The organism is Variovorax sp. V35 (genome assembly GCF_041154465.1).
GTDB lineage: Bacteria > Pseudomonadota > Gammaproteobacteria > Burkholderiales > Burkholderiaceae_C > Variovorax > Variovorax boronicumulans.
Window position 1 is genome coordinate 3,332,232 of record NZ_AP028666.1, and the last position, 20,413, is coordinate 3,352,644.

Here is a 20,413-nt window from a genome sequence, read left to right on the forward strand (position 1 = left end):
AGAATGAAGCAGATGAACCGAACCCTGTCCGCCGTCGCACTGGCGGCCTTGCTTGCGGCCCTGCAGGGCTGCGCCTCGCCCGGCGCCGCCATCGACAAGGACGCGCAGGCGCGCGCCGCGGCCGAGAAGCCCGCGGCGCCCAGGCCTGAGGAGTTTCCGGTGCTGGACAGCGCCAAGTGGAAGCAGGGCGCCTTCCCGGGCACCGAGAAGTTCCAGCGCGTGCGCCCCGGCATGGGCAAGGACCAGCTGCGCGAGCTGCTGGGCTGGCCGCATTTCAGCGAAGGGCTGTGGGGCGTGCGCGAGTGGAACTACATCTTCCACTTCTACACGGGCAAGGGCAGCGAGCACGTCACCTGCCAGTACATGGTGCGTTTCAACGGCAGCGAGCTGATGACCGGCGGCTGGTGGAAGAACCCCGACTGCGCCTTGCTCGCACAGCCGCCGGCGGCCACGCCGATCCCGGCCAGCACCAAGCTGGCGCCGCCGCAGAAGGTCACGCTCAACGCAGACGGCCTGTTCCGCTTCGACGGCGCCTCGCTCACCGACCTGCAGCCCGCGGGCCGCACGCGGCTGGAGCACCTGGCCGTCGAGCTGCGCAACAACTTCCGCTCGCTGCACTACATCGTGGTGACCGGCCACACCGACCGGCTGGGCGGCGACGCCTACAACGAGGCGCTGTCGCTGGAGCGCGCCAACACCGTGCGCGACCTGCTGGTGCAGCAGGGGCTGGACCGCAAGCTGATCCGCACCGCGGGCATGGGCAAGCGCCAGCCGGTGGTGTCCGACTGCGAAGGCAGCCGCAGCACGCCGGCGCTGCTGCAGTGCCTGCAGCCCAACCGGCGCGTCGAGCTCGACATCGCAGGGGAGCAGTGACGATGAACGCGCCTGCTCCCTCGGGGTACCGGATCGCGCTGGTCGATTCCGACGCCTTGCAGCGCGCCTGTACCGGCAACTCGCTGACGGCGCTGGGGGCCGACTTCATTCCCTTCGTGCGCATCGCCGACCTGATCCAGGCGCTGGAGGTGGGCCAGCGCTTCGATGGGGTCATCGTGGGGCTGCACGCCGACGCGCAGAAGACGGTGGCGCGCGTGCCCGCCATGCACCAGGCGGCCGACTGGATGCTGCCGCTGCTGTACCTCACGCACCGCTCGGAGCTGGAGAGCGTGGAGTCGGTGCCCGTCGCGGTGCGCGCGCAGCGTTCCTTCGAGCTGCTGCTGACGCCCGTGTCGAACGAAGACCTGGGCGCCTGGCTGGCGTCGCTGGACGGCCGGCTGAAGCCGGCGCGTCTGATTCGCGTGGGGGCGGACGCCTGACGCGCCCCCGGGGCCCGGCCCGATGCAGGGCCGGGCCTGTCAGCAATTCACGGCAAGGGCGGCATGGCGTGGCCGGCCTCTTCGCGTGAACTCCCTCTCCTTGACGGGTTCGCGCCCAGGCAACACCGACACCAGCCGGTAGCCCTGCTTGTAGACCGCGCGCAGCTCGTAGCCGTTCGCGGCGCACAGGTCCAGGCGCTTGCGGATGTTGGCCGCGCACACGTCCAGCACGCGCGTGCCTTCGTAGGGCGTGGTCTTGTCCCAGATCGACTGCCACAGCCACTCGCGCGTGATCACCTGCCCGGCGTTGCGGAACAGCGTGACGGCGAAGGCGTACTGGCGCGGCTGCAGGCGGATGCGCCGCTCGTGCAGCAGCACCGTGTGGGCCATGTCGAGAAAGCGGTAGGGGCCCCAGCTCGCCGCGCCGAGGGCGGCGGTCTGCGCGGCCTGCCGGGCGCGCAGCAGCAGGGTGCGCATGCGCCAGGCCAGTTCGTTGATGGCGTCGTCGATGCCGGCGCCGTGCAGCTCGATGAAATCGTCCCAGCCCGGCGCGTCGCGCCAGGGCATGAGCTGTTCCCAGCGCCTGTCGCGCACGATGAGCAGCGTCGGGATGTTCAGCGCCCGGCAGGCGGCGAAGAGGCTGCGCGAAGCCAGCTCGTTCTCGACCACCAGGAGCAGCAGGTCGATCAGTTGGCCGCTGTCCAGCAACGCAAAGAAGTCGCCCGCACTCGAGAACCGCAGGGTGTCGTAGCCCAGGCGGGGCAGGCTGTGCAGCAGCTGGGGTCCGGTGGTGCCTTGCGGGTCGAGCAGGGCCACGCGCGTGGTCACCGGCATGGCTCAGGACGCCTTCTTGCCGTCCCGGACCGCCAGCACCACGATGCCCACGGCGCACGCCGCGAACAGCACGCCCGTCGGCACGGCGCCCAGGGTGCCCATCAGCCAGCCGTACAGGTCGGTCAGCATGGCGATGAGCCGGTTGCCGCTGGTCTGGCGGCTCAGGTCGTTGGCGATGAATGCGTTGAACGACAGCACTGAGAAAACCAGCGCCACGAAGCCAGCCACGATCCACTTCACGATGTTTTGCTCCCTTGGGTCCCCGGCGCGGCGCAGGCTGGCCGCCCGGGTCGTTCGATGCTAGCGGGGGCTTCGGGATGGGAGTCTGATGAATTCTTTCAGCGCCGTTCGGGGCGGCGGCGGGCGGGGCTCGGAGGGGAAAACGGGCGGGAAAAATATTTTTCCGGGTTTTTTACCTTCGCTGCCTCTTTCGCAGGCACCGCGTTGCAGGCCCCGCCAGGCAAGGGTTTCGCGCGCTGCACACACGGTTTTCCACAACATTGTCCCCACCGGATTGGGAAAACCCGTCATGGCGATGTGGTAGGGCGACGGCCGGCCCGGTGGCGGGCAAAAAAATACCCGCCGGAGCGGGTATCTCGAGGGGCCCCCGAAGGGGCGCGCTCTAAGGCAAACAGAGAGCTCTTCTTTTGCGGCCCTGTTGCGTGACAGCAAGTGCATCCTCGGCGAGGACGCGCGCCCAGCATGTCAGCTGAAAAATGTCGTAACCGTAGGACAAGTTAAAAAGTGTGAAGAATTTGGCACTTTTTCGAGCTTCCGGGGATACCCGCGGTTCGCACGATCGTGCAGAACTGTCGGTGTTGTCCGACAAGCCGGGGGCGGCCCGGGCCCTAAATTTTGCGGACTCGCTTCAAGTGCGGGTTCTCTGTGCGTGACAGCAATCCAGAGATTCAGCCCAGCATCGTGCTGGGTTTTTTTTGCGCGTTTTCCGGCGTTTTCTGGGGTTTTGGCCCGTCAGCGCAGGAAGACATGCTCCATGAACTGCCGGATCGGGTACTGGATCACCGTCTGCACCCGCGCCGGCAGCTCCAGCGGGCGCATCAGCATCTTCAGCGTGGCGGCGGGGCTCAGGTGGGTGCGGATGGTGCGGTTCATGTGCGCGCTCAGCTGCTGCACGTAGGCCGCGTCGCCGGCGCGGTGCGGGGCGCGGGCCTGCAGCACGTGGCGGACGGCGCAGTCGGCATCCTCGCTTTTCAGCTCCAGCGTGCGCCGGCCGATGGTGCCCATCACGCGGAAACGGTTCAGCCGCTCCTGCGCGCGGTAGCGGCGAAAGAACCGGTAGAAGTGCTTGTAGTGGTTGACCTCGTCGGTCGCGATGCGGGTGGCCAGGTCGCGCAGCACCGGCTCGGTGGTGCTGCGGGCCATGGCCCGGTAGTAGGTGGCGGTGCCGGTCTCGACCACGCAGCGGGCGGTCATTTCCAGGGCGCGGGTCGGGGCCAGCAGCTCGACCTTGCAGTAGGTGGCGTACTCGTCGAGGAAGCCGCGGTAGGCGGTCTCCCAGGGAAATTCGGGCCAGACGTAGTCCACGTAGGCGCGCAGGGCCCGGCCGTGCTGCAGCTCTTCCTGCTCCCAGTGGTTCGACAGCCACTCGGTGACCTCGTCGTCGCCCCGGAAAAAGTCGACCAGGTTCTGCGTGTACAGGTCGGAGCCGCTCTCGATGAAGGAGGCCGACGCCACCAGGTAGAAGAGGTTTTCGTCCGTGCGCACCTGCTCGCGTGCGATGCGGGAGAAATCGAGGTCTTCGATCTTCCAGTGTTCCGACGCCTGACCCGCCATGCGTGCTCCTTGATTCATGTTGCCGATGAAAACAGGGAAGAAACAGGCTGCAGCCGGGGAGGGCGCGCACCGCTTCAGCCGTCCATATTAGCCCCGGCTCCCGGATCGCGCGTGCGCAAGGCCCGCGGCGGGCCCGGGCACCATGCGCAAACCTATAATCGATTGTTCAAGCAAATCAAGCAGTTAGGCCGGTTCAACGCAGTGGTTTCGACGCAGGGTCGCCATCGCCAGGCCGCCCCCGACAGCAGACGAAATCCAAAGATGAGCCAGCCCACATTCACGGTCGCGGACATCCGCAAGACCTTTCTCGATTTCTTCGCCTCCAAGGGCCACACGGTGGTGCCTTCGAGCTCGCTGGTGCCGGGCAACGACCCGACGCTCATGTTCACGAACTCGGGCATGGTCCAGTTCAAGGACGTGTTCCTCGGCGAAGACAAGCGCCCCTACGTGCGCGCCGCCTCGGTGCAGGCCTGCCTGCGTGCCGGCGGCAAGCACAACGACCTCGAGAACGTGGGCTACACCGCGCGCCACCACACCTTCTTCGAGATGCTGGGCAACTGGAGCTTCGGCGACTACTTCAAGCGCGACTCGCTGAAGTGGGCCTTCGAGCTGCTGACCCAGGTCTACAAGCTGCCGGCCGAGAAGCTCTGGGCCACCGTCTACATCGAGGACGACGAGGCCTACGACATCTGGACCAAGGAAATCGGCCTGCCGCCCGAGCGCGTCGTGCGCATCGGCGACAACAAGGGCGGACGCTACATGTCCGACAACTTCTGGATGATGGCCGACACGGGCCCGTGCGGCCCGTGCTCCGAAATCTTCTACGACCACGGCCCCGAGATCCCCGGCGGCCCGCCCGGCTCGCCCGATGAAGACGGCGATCGCTACATCGAGATCTGGAACAACGTGTTCATGCAGTTCGACATGCAGCCCGACGGCTCGGTCAAGAAGCTGCCCGCACCCTGCGTCGACACCGGCATGGGCCTGGAGCGCCTGGCGGCGATCCTGCAGCACGTGCACAGCAACTACGAAATCGACATCTTCGACGCGCTCATCAAGGCCGCCGGCCGCGAAACCGGCACGCAGGACCTGTCGAACAACTCGCTGCGCGTGATCGCCGACCACATCCGCGCCACCTCGTTCCTGGTGGCCGACGGCGTCATTCCGTCGAACGAAGGCCGCGGCTACGTGCAGCGGCGCATCGTGCGCCGCGCCATCCGTCACGGCTACAAGCTGGGCCAGAAGAAGCCCTTCTTCCACAAGCTGGTGCCCGACCTCGTGAAGCTGATGGGCGACGCCTACCCCAAGCTGGTGGCCGACGAGAAGCGCATCATCGACACGCTGAAGGCCGAAGAAGAACGCTTCTTCGAAACGCTCGCCAACGGCATGGAAATCCTCGACGCGGCGCTGGCCGGCGATGCCAAGGTGCTGCCGGGCGACGTCGCCTTCAAGCTGCACGACACCTACGGCTTCCCGCTCGACCTGTCGGCCGACGTGTGCCGCGAGCGCGGCCTGAGCGTCGACGAAGCGGGCTTTCACGCCGCGATGGAAAAGCAGAAGGCCGCGGGCCGTGCCGCCGGCAAATTCAAGATGGACCGCAACGTCGAGTACGCCGGCACGGGCAACACCTTCACCGGCTATGACCACCTCGAAGAAAACGCCAAGGTCGTCGCGCTGTACCTCGACGGCGTGGCCGTCGACGCGCTGAAGGAAGGCCAGAGCGGCATCGTGGTGCTCGACACCACGCCGTTCTATTCGGAAAGTGGCGGCCAGGTCGGCGACCAGGGCGTGCTCGTGGCCGAAGGCGTGCAGTTCGGCGTCGACGACACGCAGAAGATCAAGGCCGACGTGTTCGGCCACCACGGCACGCAGACGCAGGGCGCGCTGAAGGTCGGCGACGCGGTCAAGGCCGCCGTCGACACCGCGCGCCGCGCCGCCACCATGCGCAACCACTCGGTCACCCACCTGATGCACAAGGCCCTGCGCGAAGTGCTGGGCGACCACGTGCAACAGAAGGGCTCGCTGGTCGATGCCGACAAGACGCGCTTCGACTTCGCGCACAACGCCTCCGTCACGCGCGAGCAGATCCTCGAGATCGAGAAGCGCGTCAACGCCGAGATCCTGGACAACGCGCCCACGCAGGCCCGCGTGATGGACCTCGAATCGGCCCAGAAGACCGGCGCCATGATGCTGTTCGGCGAGAAGTACGGCGAGACCGTGCGCGTGCTCGACATCGGCACCAGCCGCGAACTGTGCGGCGGCACCCACGTGGGCCGCACGGGCGACATCGGCCTGTTCAAGATCGTCAGCGAAGGCGGCGTGGCCGCCGGCGTGCGCCGCATTGAAGCCGTCACCGGCGCCAACGCGCTGTCGTACCTGCAAGACCTCGAGTCGACCGTGCACAGCGTGGCCGCCACGCTCAAGTCGCCGGCCGCCGAGCTGCAAGGTCGCCTCTCGCAGGTGCTCGAGCAGGTCAAGACGCTCGAACGCGAAGTGGGTGCGCTCAAGGGCAAGCTCGCGTCGTCCAAGGGCGACGAGCTCATCGCGCAGGCGGTGGACGTCAACGGCATCAAGGTGCTCGCGGCCAAGCTCGACGGCGCCGACGCCAAGACGCTGCGCGACACCATGGACAAGCTCAAGGACAAGCTGAAGACCGCCGCCATCGTGCTGGCCGCCGTGGACGGCGACAAGGTGCAGATCGCGGCCGGCGTCACGGCCGACAGCATCGCCAAGGTCAAGGCCGGCGAGCTGGTCAACTTCGTGGCCCAGCAGGTCGGTGGCAAGGGCGGCGGCAAGCCCGACATGGCCATGGCCGGCGGCACCGACGCCGCGGGCCTGCCGGCCGCACTGCAATCGGTGCAGGCCTGGGTCGCCCAACGGACCTGAGGTCCTTTCCGCTCACTACCCACACAGCACTTCATGTCCGACGCGATCCCCGGTGAAGTGCTCGTGATGGGGGCGGGCACCATCGGCTGTTTCATCGGCGGCAGCCTCGCCGCGGCGGGCGTGCCCGTCACCTTCGTCGGCCGTCCGCGCGTGCTCGACAAGCTCGCGCGCCACGGCCTCACGCTCACTGACCTCGACGGCGCCCGGCACAAGCTGGCGGCGCCCACGCTGCGCCTGTGCGAGCAGGTGCCGGTGGGTGCGCGGCCCGCGCTGGTGCTGCTGTGCGTGAAGAGCGGCGCCACGGCCGAGGCCGCGCGCGAGCTGGCCTTTGCGCTGCCGGCCGGCACCACGGTGGTTTCGCTGCAGAACGGCATCTCGAACTGCGCCGCCGCGGGGCAGGCCGGCCCGTCGCTGAACATTCGTGCGGGCATGGTGCCGTACAACGTGGCCGAGATCGACGACGGCGCCTTCCACCGCGGCACGCCCGGCCGGCTGGCCGCGGAAGACGACCCTGCGCTGCGCGACTGGCTGCCCGTGTTCGAGCGCGCCGGCGTGCCGCTCGACCTGCATGCCGATCTGCTGCCCGTGCAGTGGGGCAAGCTGCTGCTCAACCTCAACAACCCGGTCAATGCGCTGTCGGGCCTGCCGCTGCGCGACGAACTCATGCAGCGCGGCTACCGCCGCTGCTTCGCGGCGCTCATCGACGAAACGCTGGGCGTGCTGCGCACGGGCGGCATCGTGCCCGCGCAGGTGGCGGCCGTACCGGCGCGGCGCTTGCCGGGCTTGCTGCGACTGCCCGACTGGCTGTTTCGCATCGTCGCGGCGCGCATGCTGCGCATCGACGCCAAGGCTCGCTCCAGCATGGCCGATGATCTCGCGTTGGGGCGTCGCACCGAGATCGACGCACTGAGCGGCGAGGTGGTGCGGCTCGCGCAGGAGCACGGCCTGAGCGCACCGCGCAACGCGCGCATGGTCGCCTTGCTCGAGGCCTGGCCACAACAGCCGAAGCGCTGGACGGCGCGCGAACTGCAGGACTCGCTGGGTCTCTGAGCGCCAAGCCTGTACCCTCAGGCCATGGCGGCTTTCAAGAGGGAGGGGTTGTCATGCAGGTCCTGATTCTCGGCAGCGGTGTCATCGGCACCTCGGTGGCGTACTACCTGGCGCGCGCCGGGCACGCGGTGACGGTGCTGGAGCGCCAGCCGGCGCCCGCGCTCGAAACCAGCTTCGGCAATGCCGGCGAAGTCTCGCCCGGCTACTCGGCGCCCTGGGCCGGGCCCGGCGTGCCGGTCAAGGCGATCAAGTGGATGCTCATGCAGCACAGCCCGCTGGTCATCAAGCCGATGCTCGATCCGGCCATGTGGCGCTGGGGCCTGTCGATGCTGCGCAACTGCACGCAGGCGCGCTACGAACTCAACAAGGGCCGCATGGTGCGGCTGGCCGAATACAGCCGCGACTGCCTGAAGGCGCTGCGCGCCGACACCGGCATCCGCTACGACGAGCGCATGCAGGGCACGTTGCAGCTCTTTCGCACGCAGGCGCAACTCGACGGCACCGCGAAGGACGTCGAGGTGCTGAAGGCATCGGGCGTGCCCTACCAGGTGCTCGACCGCGACGGCTGCGTGTTGCATGAGCCCGCGCTCGGCGCCGTGAAGGACAAGTTCGTCGGCGGCCTGCGCCTGCCGGGCGACGAGACCGGCGATTGCTTCAAGTTCACGCAGGCACTCGCCAAGCTGGCCGAAGCCGAGGGCGTGCAATTCCGCTTCGGCGTGAACATCCAGGCCATCGAACACGAAGCGGGGAAGGGCGTGACCGGGGTGCGCACCGACCAGGGCCATTTCACCGCCGACCGCTACGTGGTCGCGCTCGGCAGCTACTCGCCCGCGCTGGTGCGGCCCTTGGGCATCGACCTGCCGGTCTACCCGGTCAAGGGCTTCTCGATCACGGTGCCCATCACCGACGCGAGCGGCGCGCCCGAATCCACCGTGATGGACGAGACCTTCAAGGTCGCCGTCACGCGCCTGGGCGATCGCATCCGCGTGGGCGGCACCGCGCAGCTCTCGGGCTTCGACCTGGCGCTCGACGCGCGGCGGCGCGACACGCTCGAGCACGTCGTGACCGACCTGTTTCCGCGCGGCGGCCCGGTGCGCGATGCGTCCTTCTGGACCGGCCTGCGTCCCATGACGCCCGACGGCACGCCGGTGATCGGCGCCACCCGCGTGCCCAACCTGCTGCTGAGCACCGGCCACGGCACGCTCGGCTGGACCATGGCGGCCGGCACCGGCCGCGTGATGGCCGACCTGGTCGCGGGCAGGGCGCCCGAGATCGACATGGAAGGCCTGACCGTGGCGCGCTACGGCGGGTAGCCCAACCCCGCTTTCCCCCTCGAAGGGCGGCCCGAAACGGCCGCCCTTTTTCGTGGGCCGCGCACGCCGGCTTCACCTCAACTAGGGTTTTTACCTAGTCATGAAGTTGTCTTCATCGGTATTCTCGCGGTGTTCCATTAATAAATCGTTGTTTCTTTAGTGAAACAAACCACCGATTCCACGGACCCTCGATGACACACACTCGCCGCCTCGCCATCGCCGCTGCCGTCTCCCTGGCCGCCGCTTGCGCTTCCGGATTCGCCTGGGCAGACACCTACCCCAGCAAGCCGATCACGCTGGTCGTTGCCTATCCGGCGGGTGGCGACACCGACGCCCTGGCGCGCCTGTATGCCGAGAAGCTCTCGGCCCGTGTCGGCCAGCCCGTGGTGGTCGACAACCGGCCCGGCGCCAGCGGCATCATCGGCAGCGCCTTCGTGTCGAAGGCCGCGCCCGACGGCTACACGCTGCTGCTCGCGCCCAGCACCTTCTCGATCGCGCAGCTGGTGCTCAAGACCGGCAGCGCCTCGGGCTACGACGTGCTCAACGGCTTCACGCCGATCGTGCAGACCGGCAACCTGCCGCTGTTCCTCGTGGCCAGCGGCGCCAAGGGCTACACCGGCCTGAAGGACGCGGTGGCCGCAGCCAAGGGCGGCAAGTCGCTGAGCTACGCCAGCCCGGGCAGCGGTTCGCCGATGCACATCCTGGGCGAAATGTTCGCCCGCGCCTCGGGCACCAGCCTGGCGCACGTGCCGTACAAGGGCGTGGCGCCCGCCGTGAACGACGTGCTCGGCGGCCACGTGCCGGTGACCTTCATCACGCTCGGCCCGGTGGCGCCCTACATGCCCAACGGCAAGATGGTCCCGCTGGCCGTGGCCTCGCGCGAGCGCTCGCCGCTCGCGCCCAAGGTGCCGACCTTCGCCGAGCTGGGCTACAAGGACGTCGAGCTCACCGCCTGGAACGGCCTGTGGGGCCCGCGCAACCTGCCGCCCGAAATCGTGAAGACGCTCAACGGCCACTTCAACGAGATCCTGAAGATGCCCGAGATCGTCGCGCGCATGGCCGTGCTGGGCACCACGCCCGTGGGCGGCGACGCCGACGTGCTGGCCAAGACCAACGCCGCCGACTTCGCGCGCTTCGGCAAGGTCATCAAGGAACTCGGCATCCAGGCCGACTGAACCTCACAAAGACGCCCGCCATGACCGACCTCAAAGCCATCGCCGATCCCTCCAGCCTGCAGTCGCTGCTGGCCGAGATGCCCGCCAACCTGCTGGCCGGCCGCCGCGTGCTCGTGACCGGCGGTGCGCGCGGCCTGGGCCTGGCGTTTGCGCAGTGCGTGGCCGCGGCGGGTGCGAGCGTGGTGCTGGCCGACATCCTCGGCGAGTTGGCCGAGGCCGAAGCCAAGGTGCTGCGCGATGCCGGCCGCACGGCGCACGCGCTGGCGATCGACCTGTCGGACCCGGCCTCCATCGAGGCGGGCGCGGCCGAGGCGGTGCGCCTGCTCGGCGGCCTGGACGGCCTCGTCAACAACGCCGCCATCACCAACTCGGGCGGTCGCGACGCGCACCAGCTCGAGATCGACATGTGGGACCGCGTGATGAACGTCAACGTGCGCGGCAGCTGGCTCATGGGTCGCGCCTGCCGCCCCGCGCTGGCGGCCAGCGGCCGTGGCGCCATCGTCAACCTGGCGTCGGACACGGCGCTGTGGGGCGCACCCAACCTGCTGGCCTATGCCTCGAGCAAGGGCGCCGTCATTTCCATGACGCGCTCGCTGGCGCGCGAATGGGGCGGCGACAACATCACGGTGAACGCCGTGGCGCCCGGCCTCACGCTGGTCGAGGCCACCGAGTACGTGCCGATGGCGCGCCACCAGAAGTACCTCGAAGGCCGCGCCATCCCGCGCGAGCAGCAGGCGGCCGACGTCTGCGGCGCGACCGTGTTCCTGCTGTCCGGCCTGGCGCGCTTCGTCACCGGCCAGCTGCTCGCCGTCAACGGCGGCTTCGCGATGCACTGAACCCGTCACCACCGACCGAATTTCCCGACCAAGGAGTACACCCATGAGCGATTTGTCCGAACAGCAGAAGATCAACAACACTCTGGCGCAGCCCGAGGGCAGCAGCCTGGCCGAGTGGATGAACACCCGCATCGCCCGCTACGAAACCCGCAAGTACGACTGGGACGCGCTGAAGTTCCAGGCCGACTTCGACCCCAAGTTCCGCCGCGCGCAGATGCGCTACGTGGGCACCGGCGGCACCGGTGTCGCGGCCGACACCAACACCGTGCCCTCGGAGCACTTCACCTTCTCGACCATGGTGATCCCGGCCGGCCACGAAGGCCCGCCGCACATCCACACCGACGTGGAAGAGGTGTTCTTCCTGATCCGCGGCAAGCTCAAGGTCGTGATCGAGAAGGACGGTGAGCGCTTCGAAACCATCATGACCGACCGCGACCTGATCTCGGTGCCGCCCGGCGTGTACCGCGAAGAGATCAACATCGGCGACGAAGACGCGCTGATGTGCGTGATGCTCGGCGCCAAGAAGCCCGTCACGCCGACGTACCCCGCCGACCACCCGCTGGCCAAGATCAAGCGCTGAGCGAGCGAGCCAGCGAGCGAACAGGCCATGAGCACCGTCGACATCCCCGCGCAGACCCTGCCGGCTTCCGAGCTGGCGCGGCTCGACGCGCGCTTTCCGGCCCGCGACGTCGCGGTGGGCGGCGGCGCGGTGGTGTCGGTGCGCGAATGCGGGCAGGGCCCGGTCATCGTGTGCCTGCACGGCATCGGCTCGGGCGCGGCCTCGTGGCTCGACACCGCGGCGCTGCTGGCGCCGCAGGCCTGCCTCATCGCCTGGGATGCACCGGGCTACGGCCGCTCGACGCCGCTGGCCTCGGCCGCGCCGACCGCCGCCGACTACGCCGCGCGCCTTGAAGAAATGCTCGATGCGCTGTCGATCCGTTCCTGCGTGCTCGTCGGCCATTCGTTGGGCGCCATCGTCGCCGCGTCGGCCGCCCGCAGCGATGCGAGCGCCAGTGCCCGCATCCGCCGCCTCGTGCTCGTGAGCCCCGCCATCGGCTACGGCGCCGCCGCGCGCATCGACGCCCGCGCCAAGGTGCGCGCCGAACGCCTGGCCACGCTCGACGACCTCGGCATTGCCGGCATGGCCGCCAAGCGTGCAGGCCGGCTCGTGTCCGACGGTGCAAGCGAACACGCCCGCCAGTGGGTGCGCTGGAACATGGCGCGCCTGAACGACCACGGCTACCGCCAGGCCGTCGAGCTGCTGTGCAACGCCGACCTGCTGGCCGACCTGCCGCCGCCGATGCCCGTGCGCGTGGCCTGCGGTGCGCTCGACGTCGTCACGCCGCCGGCTGCCTGCGAAGAAGTCGCGCGCCGCTGCGGCGTGCCCCTCGAATTGGTGGACGATGCGGGTCACGCCGGCTATGTGGAACAACCGCAGGCCGTCGCCGCCTTGCTGCGCGAATCGCTCGCCGGCTGACCCGACACGAACAAGACAACCGAGAGGAATTCCAAGATGGCCACCGACAACGAAGTGATGGAAGAGGGCGCAGACCGCTACAACGTGCCCGCGCTGGAGCGCGGCCTGCGCGTGCTGTGCGAGTTCAGCCGCGAGAGCCGCACGCTCTCCGCGCCCGAGTTGGCGCGCCGCTTCGACCTGCCACGCTCGACCGTCTTCCGCCTGCTGACCACGCTGGAGAACATGGGCTTCCTCGAGCGCGCCGAGGGCGGGCGCGACTACCGCCTGGGCCTGGCCGTGCTGCGCCTGGGCTTCGAATACCTGGCCTCGCTGGAACTCACGCAGCTGGGCACGCCGCTGCTCAACCGCCTGTGCGACGAACTGCGCACGCCTTGCAACCTGGTGGTGCGCGACGGCCGCTCGATCGTCTACGTCGCCAAGGTGGCGCCGGCCACGCCCTTCGCCAGCTCGGTCACCGTGGGCACGCGCCTGCCGGCCCACGCCACGGTGCTGGGCCGCATCCTGCTCGAAGACCTCACGCTGCCGCAGCTGCGCGCGCTGTACCCCGAAGACAAGCTCGAGACCTTCTCGCCGAGCACGCCCAAGACCGTGAACGAGCTGTTCGACATGGTGCAGGCCGACCGCCAGCGCGGCTATGTGCTGGGCGAGGGCTTCTTCGAATCGAACATCTCGACCATCGCCGCGCCGGTGCGCGACCACAGCGGCCACATCGTGGCGGCGCTGGGCGCCACCATCACCTCGGGCCACATCGACGAGAACCGCATGGACGAGATGGTGCAGCGCGTGCGCGGCACCGCCGACGAGATCTCGGGCCTGCTCAATTACTCGCCCGCGCGCACCAGCAAGGTGGTGCCGCTGCGCAGCGCCTGACGACTGATTTCCGTTTGACCATGACGACCTCCGCCCCTTCCTCCTTCTTCGCCGCCGACGCACTGGCCGGCCGCGTGGCCGTGGTCACGGGCGGGTCGTCGGGCATCGGCCTGGCCACCGTCGAGCTGCTGCTCGGCTGCGGCGCCGCCGTGGCGCTGTGCGGGCGCAACGCCGAACGGCTCGATGCCGCCGTGGCCGGCCTGCGCGCGCAGTACCCCGACGCCAAGCTGTTCGCGCAGACCTGCGACGTGCTCGACGCCGCCTCGGTGCGCGCCTTCGCCGCCGCCAGCGAGGCCGCGCTCGGCCCGGCCTCGATGCTGGTCAACAACGCAGGGCAGGGGCGTGTCTCCACCTTCGCCGACACCGACGACGCGGCCTGGATGCAAGAGCTTCACCTGAAGTTCTTCTCGGTCATCCACCCGACGCGCGCCTTCCTGCCGCAGCTCACGGCGCAGCGCGCCGTGCTGGGCGATGCCGCCATCGTCTGCGCCAACTCGCTGCTGGCACGCCAGCCCGAGCCGCACATGGTCGCCACCTCGGCCGCGCGTGCGGGCCTGTTGAACCTCGTGCGCTCCATGGCCACCGAGTTCGCGCCGCAGGGCGTGCGCGTCAACGGCATCCTGATCGGCCTGGTCGAGTCGGGCCAGTGGCGCCGCCGCTTCGAGGCGCGCGAAGACAAGTCGCAGGACTGGGCCGCCTGGAGCCGCCAGCTCGCCACCACCAAACACATCCCGCTGGGTCGCCTGGGGCTTCCGACCGAAGCCGCGCGCGCGATCCTTTTCCTTGCTTCACCGCTCGCGTCGTACACGACCGGCAGCCACATCGACATCTCCGGAGGCCATTCCCGCCATGCATAACCCCAACAACACCGTCACGGTCGGCGCCGTCGTCGCCGCGTTCCTCGAGCAGTGCGGCGTCAAGGCAGCCTTCGGCGTGATCTCGATCCACAACATGCCGATCCTCGATGCCTTCGCGCAGCGCGGCACGGTGCGCTTCATCTCGGCACGCGGCGAAGCCGGCGCGGGCAACATGGCGGACGCCTATGCGCGCTCCACCGCCAGCCTGGGCGTGTGCATCACCAGCACCGGCCCGGCCGCGGGCAACATCGCCGGCAGCATGGTCGAGGCGCTGACGGCCGGTGCGCCGCTGTTGCACATCACGGGCCAGATCGAGACGCCGTACCTGGACAAGGGCATGTCGTACATCCACGAGGCGCCCGACCAGCTCACCATGCTCAAGGCCGTGTCGAAGGCCGCGCTGCGCGTGCGCAGCGTCGAGACGGTGCTGGGCACGCTCAAGCGCGCGGTGCAGCTCGCCATGACGGCGCCGACCGGCCCGGTGAGCGTGGAGATTCCGATCGACATCCAGTCGGCGCTCACGACCATGCCGGCCGACCTGTCGCCGCTGCCCATCGAGCGCCCCGTGCCTTCGGCCGCCGGCCTCGATGCACTGGCCGCGCGCCTGGCCACCGCCAAGCGTCCGCTGCTGTGGGTCGGTGGCGGTGCCCGCCATGCGCGCAGTGCGATCCAGCGTCTGCAGAAGCTGGGCTTCGGCGTGGTCACGACCACGCAGGGCCGCGGCACGGTGCCCGAGGACGACGCCGGCTCGCTCGGCGCCTACAACATCCAGAAGCCGGTCGAGGCCTTCTATCAAACCTGCGACGCGATGCTCGTGGTCGGTTCGCGCCTGCGCGGCAACGAGACGCTCAAGTACGAACTGAAGCTGCCGCGCCCGCTGTACCGCATCGATGCCGATGCCGCCGCCGAAGGCCGCTGCTATGCGTCCGAAGCCTTTGTCTGCGGCGATTCCGCGCTGGCCCTCGACGGCCTGGCCGACCGCCTCGAAGCCGCGAAGTACCAGGCCGACCCGCAGCTGCTGGTCGACCTGCGCGCCGCGCACGACCAGGCCGTGGCCACGCTGCGCGACGGCCTCGGCCCGTACGCCGAGCTCGTGCGCCAGCTGCAGTCGGTGGCCGGCCGCAAGTTCAACTGGGTGCGCGACGTCACGGTGTCCAACAGCACCTGGGGCAACCGCGAGCTGCGCGTGTTCGAACCCAGCGCCGGCGTGCATGCCACGGGCGGCGGCATCGGCCAGGGCATGCCCATGGCCATCGGCGCGGCCATCGGCGCGGCGGTGACGGGCTCGGGCCGCAAGACCTTCTGCCTGGCCGGCGATGGTGGCTTCATCCTGAACCTGGGCGAGCTGGCCTGCATGGTGCAGGAGAAGGCGCCCATGGTCATCGTGCTCATGAACGACAAGAGCTACGGCGTGATCAAGAACATCCAGGACGCGCAGTACGGCGGTCGCCAGTGCTACGCCGAGCTGCACACGCCCGACTACGACCTGCTGTGCAAGTCGATCGCGCTGCCGCACGCCCGCGTGAAAGACCTGGCCGACCTGCCGGCGCAACTGGACCAGGCGCTCGCCGCCGACGGCCCGTTCCTGCTGGAGATCGACATGCTGTCGATCGGCGGTTTCAAGACCAGCTTCGCCGGCCCGCCGACCAACACGGTCACGCAGATTCCCGCGCTCGGCGCGGCCAAGTGAGCGAACGCGGAGCCCCACGCATGACCACTGCCATCACGCGCATCGCCCTCGTCGGCTGCGGAGCCATCGGCACCTCGGTGCTCGAACTGCTGCGCGGCGATCCCGCCCTGAAGGTGGTGGCCATCGTCGTGCCGGCCGAAGGCATCGCCGCCGCGCAGAAGGTCGCCCCTGGCGCGCAGGTGGGCAGCGCCGTGCCCGCCGACGGCATCGACCTGGTGGTCGAGACCGCCGGCCATGCCGCCATCGAGGAGCACGTGCTGCCCGCGCTGGCCCGCGGCACGCCTTGCGTGGTGGCGTCGGTGGGGGCGCTGTCGGCCACGGGCTTCGCCGAGAAGCTCGAAGCCGCCGCCGTTGCCGGCCGCACGCAGGTGCAGCTGATTCCCGGCGCCATCGGCGGCATCGACGCACTGGCCGCGGCCCGCATCGGCGGCCTGGACAGCGTGCGCTACACCGGCCGCAAGCCGCCGCAGGCCTGGAAGGGCACGCCGGCCGAGCAGGGCCGCAACCTGGACACGCTGGCGCACGAAACCGTCATCTTCGAAGGCAGCGCGCGCGAAGCCGCCTTGCTCTACCCGAAGAACGCCAACGTGGCGGCCACCGTGTCGCTCGCGGGCCTGGGCCTGGACCAGACGCTGGTGCGCCTCATTGCCGACCCGGCCACCACCGAGAACGTGCACACCGTCGAGGCCGAAGGCGCCTTCGGCAGCTTCGCGCTGACCATGCGCAACAAGCCGCTCGCGGCCAACCCCAAGACCTCGGCCCTGACCGTGTACAGCGCCGTGCGCGCGCTGCGCAACCGCGTCGCGCCCCTTGCCATCTGAGCCACCCCATGATCTCCACCGAACTCCTTCCGATCTGCATCGCCGGCGAATGGCGCCTGGGCGGCGGCGACGTCTACGAAAGCCTGTACCCGGCCACCGGCGAGCCCATCGCGCGCCTGAAGGCCGCGAGCCTGGCCGATGTCGAAGAAGCCATCACGCGCGCCGACCACGCCTTTCGCACCAGCGGCTGGGCCCAGCGCCTGCCGCACGAGCGCGCCGCCGTGCTGCACCGCGTGGCCCAGCTGATCCGCGAAGAGGGCGAGTCGCTCGCGCAGAAGCAGCGCCTGGACAACGGCAAGCCGATCAGCGAAACGCGCAACCTCGTGGCCAGCGCCGCGGGCACCTTCCAGTTCTTCGCCGCCGCATTGGAGACGCTCGAAGAAACCATCACGCCCTCGCGCGGCGCCTTCGTCACGATGAGCGTGCACGAGCCCATGGGCGTGGTCGCGGCCATCACGCCGTGGAACTCGCCCATCGCGAGCGAAGCGCAGAAGCTGGCGCCCGCGCTGGCCGCCGGCAACGCGGTGGTCGTGAAGCCCGCCGAAGTCACGCCGCTCATGGCGCTGGAACTGGCGCGCATCTGCGAGCTGGCCGGCGTGCCCAAGGGCATCGTGAGCGTGCTGCCGGGCAGGGGCTCGGTGATTGGCGACGCGATCACCAAGCACCCGCTGGTCAAGCGCGTGTCGTTCACCGGCGGCACCACCACCGGCAAGCACATCGCCCACATCGCGGCCGACAAGATGATGCCGGTGTCGCTCGAACTCGGCGGCAAGTCGCCCACCATGGTGCTCGACGACGCCGACCTCGACCATGCGGTGAACGGCGTGCTGTACGGCATCTTCAGTTCGTCGGGCGAGTCGTGCATCGCGGGCTCGCGCTTGTTTGTCGCGCGCGGCATCTACGACGAGTTCCTCACGCGGCTGGCCGAAGGTGCCAATGCGCTGCGCGTGGGCGACCCGGCGTCGGAGCGCACGCAGATGGGGCCGCTCATCACGGCCAAGCACCGCGAGGGCATCGAGCGTTATGTGGACCTGGGCGTGTCCGAGGGCGGGCGCATCCGCACGGGCGGCGTGCGCCCGCATGGCGCGGACTACGACAAAGGCTATTTCTACCAGCCGACGATCCTCGAAGGCCTGACCAACAACGCCCGCATCAGCCAGGAAGAAATCTTCGGCCCGGTGCTGGTCGCGATGCCTTTCGACAACGAGGAAGAACTGATCGCGCAGGCCAACGACAGCGTCTACGCATTGGCCGCGGGCGTGTGGAGCCGCGACTTCAAGCGCGCCTGGAAGCTGGGCCGCGCGGTGCAGGCCGGCACGGTCTGGGTCAACACCTACAAGCAGTTCTCGGTCTCGACGCCGTTCGGCGGCTGGCGCGACAGCGGCCTGGGCCGCGAGAAGGGCCGCGAAGGCATCTTCCAGTACATGGAACAGAAGAGCATGTACTGGGGCACGAACGAGCAGCCCCTGCCTTGGGCGAACTGAACGAGAGCGAAAAATCATGAGCGTACTTGGCATCGACCAGATCACTTACGGCGCGGACGACCTGCCCGCCTGCCGCCAGTTCTTCCAGGACTGGGGCCTTTCACTGACGTCCGAAGCCGCCGACGAACTCGTCTTCGAGTGCCTCAACGGCTGCAAGGTGGTCGTTGCGGCGTGGGACAAGCCCGGCCTGCCGCCCGCGATGGAAGAGGGCCCGACGCTGCGCGAAGTGGTGTGGGGCGTGGAAAGCGACGCCGACCTGGACCGCTACGCCGCCGCCATCGCGCAAGACCCGGCCTTCATCGACACCACGGTCGACGGCGCGCGCCGCATCGGCTGCACCGACCCCAACGGCCTGGCCGTGCGCCTGCAGGTCAGCCGCAAGCGCGCGGTCGAGGTCGACTGCGGCGCCATGAACACCTGGAACGCCAAGCCGCGCGTGAACCAGCCCGCACCGATCTACGAACGCGCCACGCCGATCGAGGTCGGCCACGTCGTGTTCTTCGTGAGCGACGTGAAGGGCACGAGCGCGTTCTACGCGCAGCGCTTTGGCTTCGTGTCGTCCGACGGCTACCCGAACCGCGGTGCGTTCATGCGCTGCGCGCCCGAGGGCGGCCACCACGACCTGTTCCTGCTGCAGATTCCTTCGGGCAAGCGCGGGCTCAACCACGTGGCCTTCACCGTGCGCGACATCCACGAGGTGTTCGGCGGCGGCCTGCATTTTTCGCGCTGCGGCTGGGACACCCAGCTGGGCCCGGGCCGCCACCCGGTGTCGTCGGCGTACTTCTGGTACTTCAAGAACCCGGCCGGCGGCCTCATCGAGTACTACGCCGACGAAGACCAGCTCACCGCCGACTGGCAGCCGCGCGAGTTCGAACCCGGCCCGACCGTGTTCGCCGAATGGGCAGTCGATGGCGGCCTCGATGGCCACACCCGCCGCCAGAAGAACGCGGAAGGCCCGAAAGGTGCTTTCCTGACGGAAAAGAAGTGAACCCGGTGACCCTCATGCAACGACGTTTTTCTTTCTCCCTGCTGGCCGCCGCGGCGCTGGCCATCGCCTTGCCCGCGCACGCACAGAGCGACGCGCACAAGCAGCTGTCGAGCGACCGCTTCACCATCGTCTCGCCGTTCCCGCCCGGCGGCCCGGTCGACACGCTGGCCCGCATCCTGTCCGACGGCCTGGCCAAGCGCTACGGCCAGGCGGCCGTGGTCGAGAACATGGTGGGCGCGGCCGGCAACATCGGCATCGACAAGGTCAAGCGTGCGAAGGGCGACGGCCACACGCTGCTCGTGGTGCCGGCCGGCAACCTCACGATCAACCCGACGCTGATGCCGAACTTCCCGTTCAACATCGAGAAGGACTTCGTGCCCGTCACCATGCTCGCCAAGGCGCCCAACGTGCTGGTGGCCTCGCCGGCCTCGGGCATCAAGAGCGCGAAGGAACTGGTGGCGATGGCCAAGGCCAAGCCCAACACGCTGTCGTATGCCTCGCCCGGCGTGGGCAGCGGCCTGCACCTGGCGGGCGAGCTGTTCAAGCAGCAGGCCGGCATCGACCTGCTGCACGTGCCCTACAAGGGCACGGCGCCCGCGCTCAACGACGTGCTCGGCGGCTCGGTGCCGCTGATGTTCAGCAACCTGCCCGCGACCATGCCCTTCATCAAGAACGGCAAGCTCGTCGCGCTGGGCGTGACCGAAGCCAAGCGCAGCGCCGCCGCGCCCGACATTCCCACGCTGGCGGAGCAGGGCATCCAGGGCGTCGCCGTGACCTCGTGGTACGGCCTGCTGGCCCCCAAGGGCACGCCGCCCGCGGTGGTCGAGCAGCTCGCCAAGGACGCGGCCGAGATGCTGGCCCAGCCCGACGTGCGCGAGCGCCTGAAGGCACAGGGCATGACCGACGCGGCCATGAAGCCCGCCGAGTTCGCTGCCCACATCCGCGATGAGACGGCCGTCTGGGCCCGGATCATCAAGGCCCGCAACATCGTGGCCGAGTGAGCCACGCCCAAGAACAAAGAGAGA

The 20,413-nt window shown here is 69.1% G+C and carries 19 protein-coding genes; 16 read left to right on the top strand and 3 right to left on the bottom strand.

What is annotated here, in order from left to right; genetic code table 11:
- The first annotated feature begins 12 nt into the window (after positions 1-12).
- Positions 13-873: an OmpA family protein gene (locus tag ACAM42_RS15365; protein WP_369632542.1), complete on the top strand. Its 861-nt coding sequence runs from the start codon at positions 13-15 to the stop codon at positions 871-873.
- Positions 874-875: 2 nt separating this feature from the next.
- Positions 876-1,313, top strand: coding sequence for a hypothetical protein (locus tag ACAM42_RS15370; RefSeq protein ID WP_095744971.1), 438 nt, complete (start codon positions 876-878; stop codon positions 1,311-1,313).
- A gap of 39 nt (positions 1,314-1,352) precedes the next feature.
- Here ACAM42_RS15370 and ACAM42_RS15375 read toward each other — a convergent pair whose 3' ends face one another.
- The 3 genes from ACAM42_RS15375 to ACAM42_RS15385 all read right to left on the bottom strand — a co-directional run bounded on the left by ACAM42_RS15375 (position 1,353) and on the right by ACAM42_RS15385 (position 3,941).
- The gene (locus tag ACAM42_RS15375; protein ID WP_369632543.1) at positions 1,353-2,147 is read right to left on the bottom strand and encodes a winged helix-turn-helix domain-containing protein; all 795 of its coding nucleotides are present in this window, start codon (positions 2,145-2,147) and stop codon (positions 1,353-1,355) included.
- Positions 2,148-2,150: 3 nt separating this feature from the next.
- Positions 2,151-2,387, bottom strand: a complete 237-nt coding sequence (locus ACAM42_RS15380) for a hypothetical protein (protein WP_159272152.1) — start codon at positions 2,385-2,387, stop codon at positions 2,151-2,153.
- Between the two features lie 732 nt (positions 2,388-3,119).
- Positions 3,120-3,941, bottom strand: coding sequence for a ferritin-like domain-containing protein (locus ACAM42_RS15385; RefSeq protein ID WP_369632544.1), 822 nt, complete (start codon positions 3,939-3,941; stop codon positions 3,120-3,122).
- Positions 3,942-4,202: 261 nt separating this feature from the next.
- On the opposite strand from ACAM42_RS15385, the gene alaS reads away from it, so the two are divergent.
- From alaS to ACAM42_RS15455, 14 genes are all read left to right on the top strand, one after another.
- Entirely contained in the window at positions 4,203-6,827 is a 2,625-nt protein-coding gene (gene alaS / locus ACAM42_RS15390; RefSeq protein WP_369632545.1) for an alanine--tRNA ligase, read from the top strand.
- A gap of 33 nt (positions 6,828-6,860) precedes the next feature.
- Positions 6,861-7,877, top strand: a complete 1,017-nt coding sequence (locus ACAM42_RS15395) for a 2-dehydropantoate 2-reductase (protein WP_070060324.1) — start codon at positions 6,861-6,863, stop codon at positions 7,875-7,877.
- A 53-nt stretch (positions 7,878-7,930) separates the two neighbouring features.
- Entirely contained in the window at positions 7,931-9,190 is a 1,260-nt protein-coding gene (locus ACAM42_RS15400; RefSeq protein WP_369632546.1) for a D-amino acid dehydrogenase, read from the top strand.
- Between the two features lie 191 nt (positions 9,191-9,381).
- Positions 9,382-10,365 (top strand): Bug family tripartite tricarboxylate transporter substrate binding protein, encoded by a 984-nt coding sequence (locus ACAM42_RS15405; RefSeq protein WP_369632547.1) that lies wholly within the window; start codon positions 9,382-9,384, stop codon positions 10,363-10,365.
- A 77-nt stretch (positions 10,366-10,442) separates the two neighbouring features.
- Positions 10,443-11,201 (top strand): SDR family oxidoreductase, encoded by a 759-nt coding sequence (locus ACAM42_RS15410; protein ID WP_369632770.1) that lies wholly within the window; start codon positions 10,443-10,445, stop codon positions 11,199-11,201.
- Positions 11,202-11,244: 43 nt separating this feature from the next.
- Positions 11,245-11,781 carry a cupin domain-containing protein gene (locus ACAM42_RS15415; RefSeq protein ID WP_062474577.1) on the top strand — a complete coding sequence of 179 codons (537 nt, stop codon included), beginning with the start codon at positions 11,245-11,247 and terminating at the stop codon, positions 11,779-11,781.
- Positions 11,782-11,808: 27 nt separating this feature from the next.
- On the top strand, positions 11,809-12,678 hold the full coding sequence (locus ACAM42_RS15420; protein ID WP_369632548.1) for an alpha/beta fold hydrolase: 870 nt from the start codon (positions 11,809-11,811) through the stop codon (positions 12,676-12,678).
- 36 nt (positions 12,679-12,714) lie between these two features.
- Positions 12,715-13,548 carry an IclR family transcriptional regulator gene (locus tag ACAM42_RS15425; protein WP_070060330.1) on the top strand — a complete coding sequence of 278 codons (834 nt, stop codon included), beginning with the start codon at positions 12,715-12,717 and terminating at the stop codon, positions 13,546-13,548.
- Between the two features lie 20 nt (positions 13,549-13,568).
- The gene (locus ACAM42_RS15430) at positions 13,569-14,405 is read left to right on the top strand and encodes an SDR family oxidoreductase (RefSeq protein WP_139701718.1); all 837 of its coding nucleotides are present in this window, start codon (positions 13,569-13,571) and stop codon (positions 14,403-14,405) included.
- Positions 14,398-16,095, top strand: a complete 1,698-nt coding sequence (locus ACAM42_RS15435; RefSeq protein WP_062474586.1) for a thiamine pyrophosphate-binding protein — start codon at positions 14,398-14,400, stop codon at positions 16,093-16,095. The genes ACAM42_RS15430 and ACAM42_RS15435 overlap by 8 nt, the downstream gene beginning before the upstream one ends.
- 20 nt (positions 16,096-16,115) lie before the next feature.
- Positions 16,116-16,916, top strand: coding sequence for an aspartate dehydrogenase (locus tag ACAM42_RS15440; protein WP_369632549.1), 801 nt, complete (start codon positions 16,116-16,118; stop codon positions 16,914-16,916).
- Positions 16,917-16,924: 8 nt separating this feature from the next.
- Complete coding sequence (locus ACAM42_RS15445; RefSeq protein ID WP_369632550.1) at positions 16,925-18,400, top strand: aldehyde dehydrogenase; 1,476 nt, start codon at positions 16,925-16,927, stop codon at positions 18,398-18,400.
- 16 nt (positions 18,401-18,416) lie between these two features.
- On the top strand, positions 18,417-19,388 hold the full coding sequence (locus ACAM42_RS15450; RefSeq protein ID WP_062474592.1) for a VOC family protein: 972 nt from the start codon (positions 18,417-18,419) through the stop codon (positions 19,386-19,388).
- A 14-nt stretch (positions 19,389-19,402) separates the two neighbouring features.
- Positions 19,403-20,389: a tripartite tricarboxylate transporter substrate binding protein gene (locus tag ACAM42_RS15455; protein WP_307693878.1), complete on the top strand. Its 987-nt coding sequence runs from the start codon at positions 19,403-19,405 to the stop codon at positions 20,387-20,389.
- The last annotated feature ends 24 nt before the right edge of the window (positions 20,390-20,413 follow it).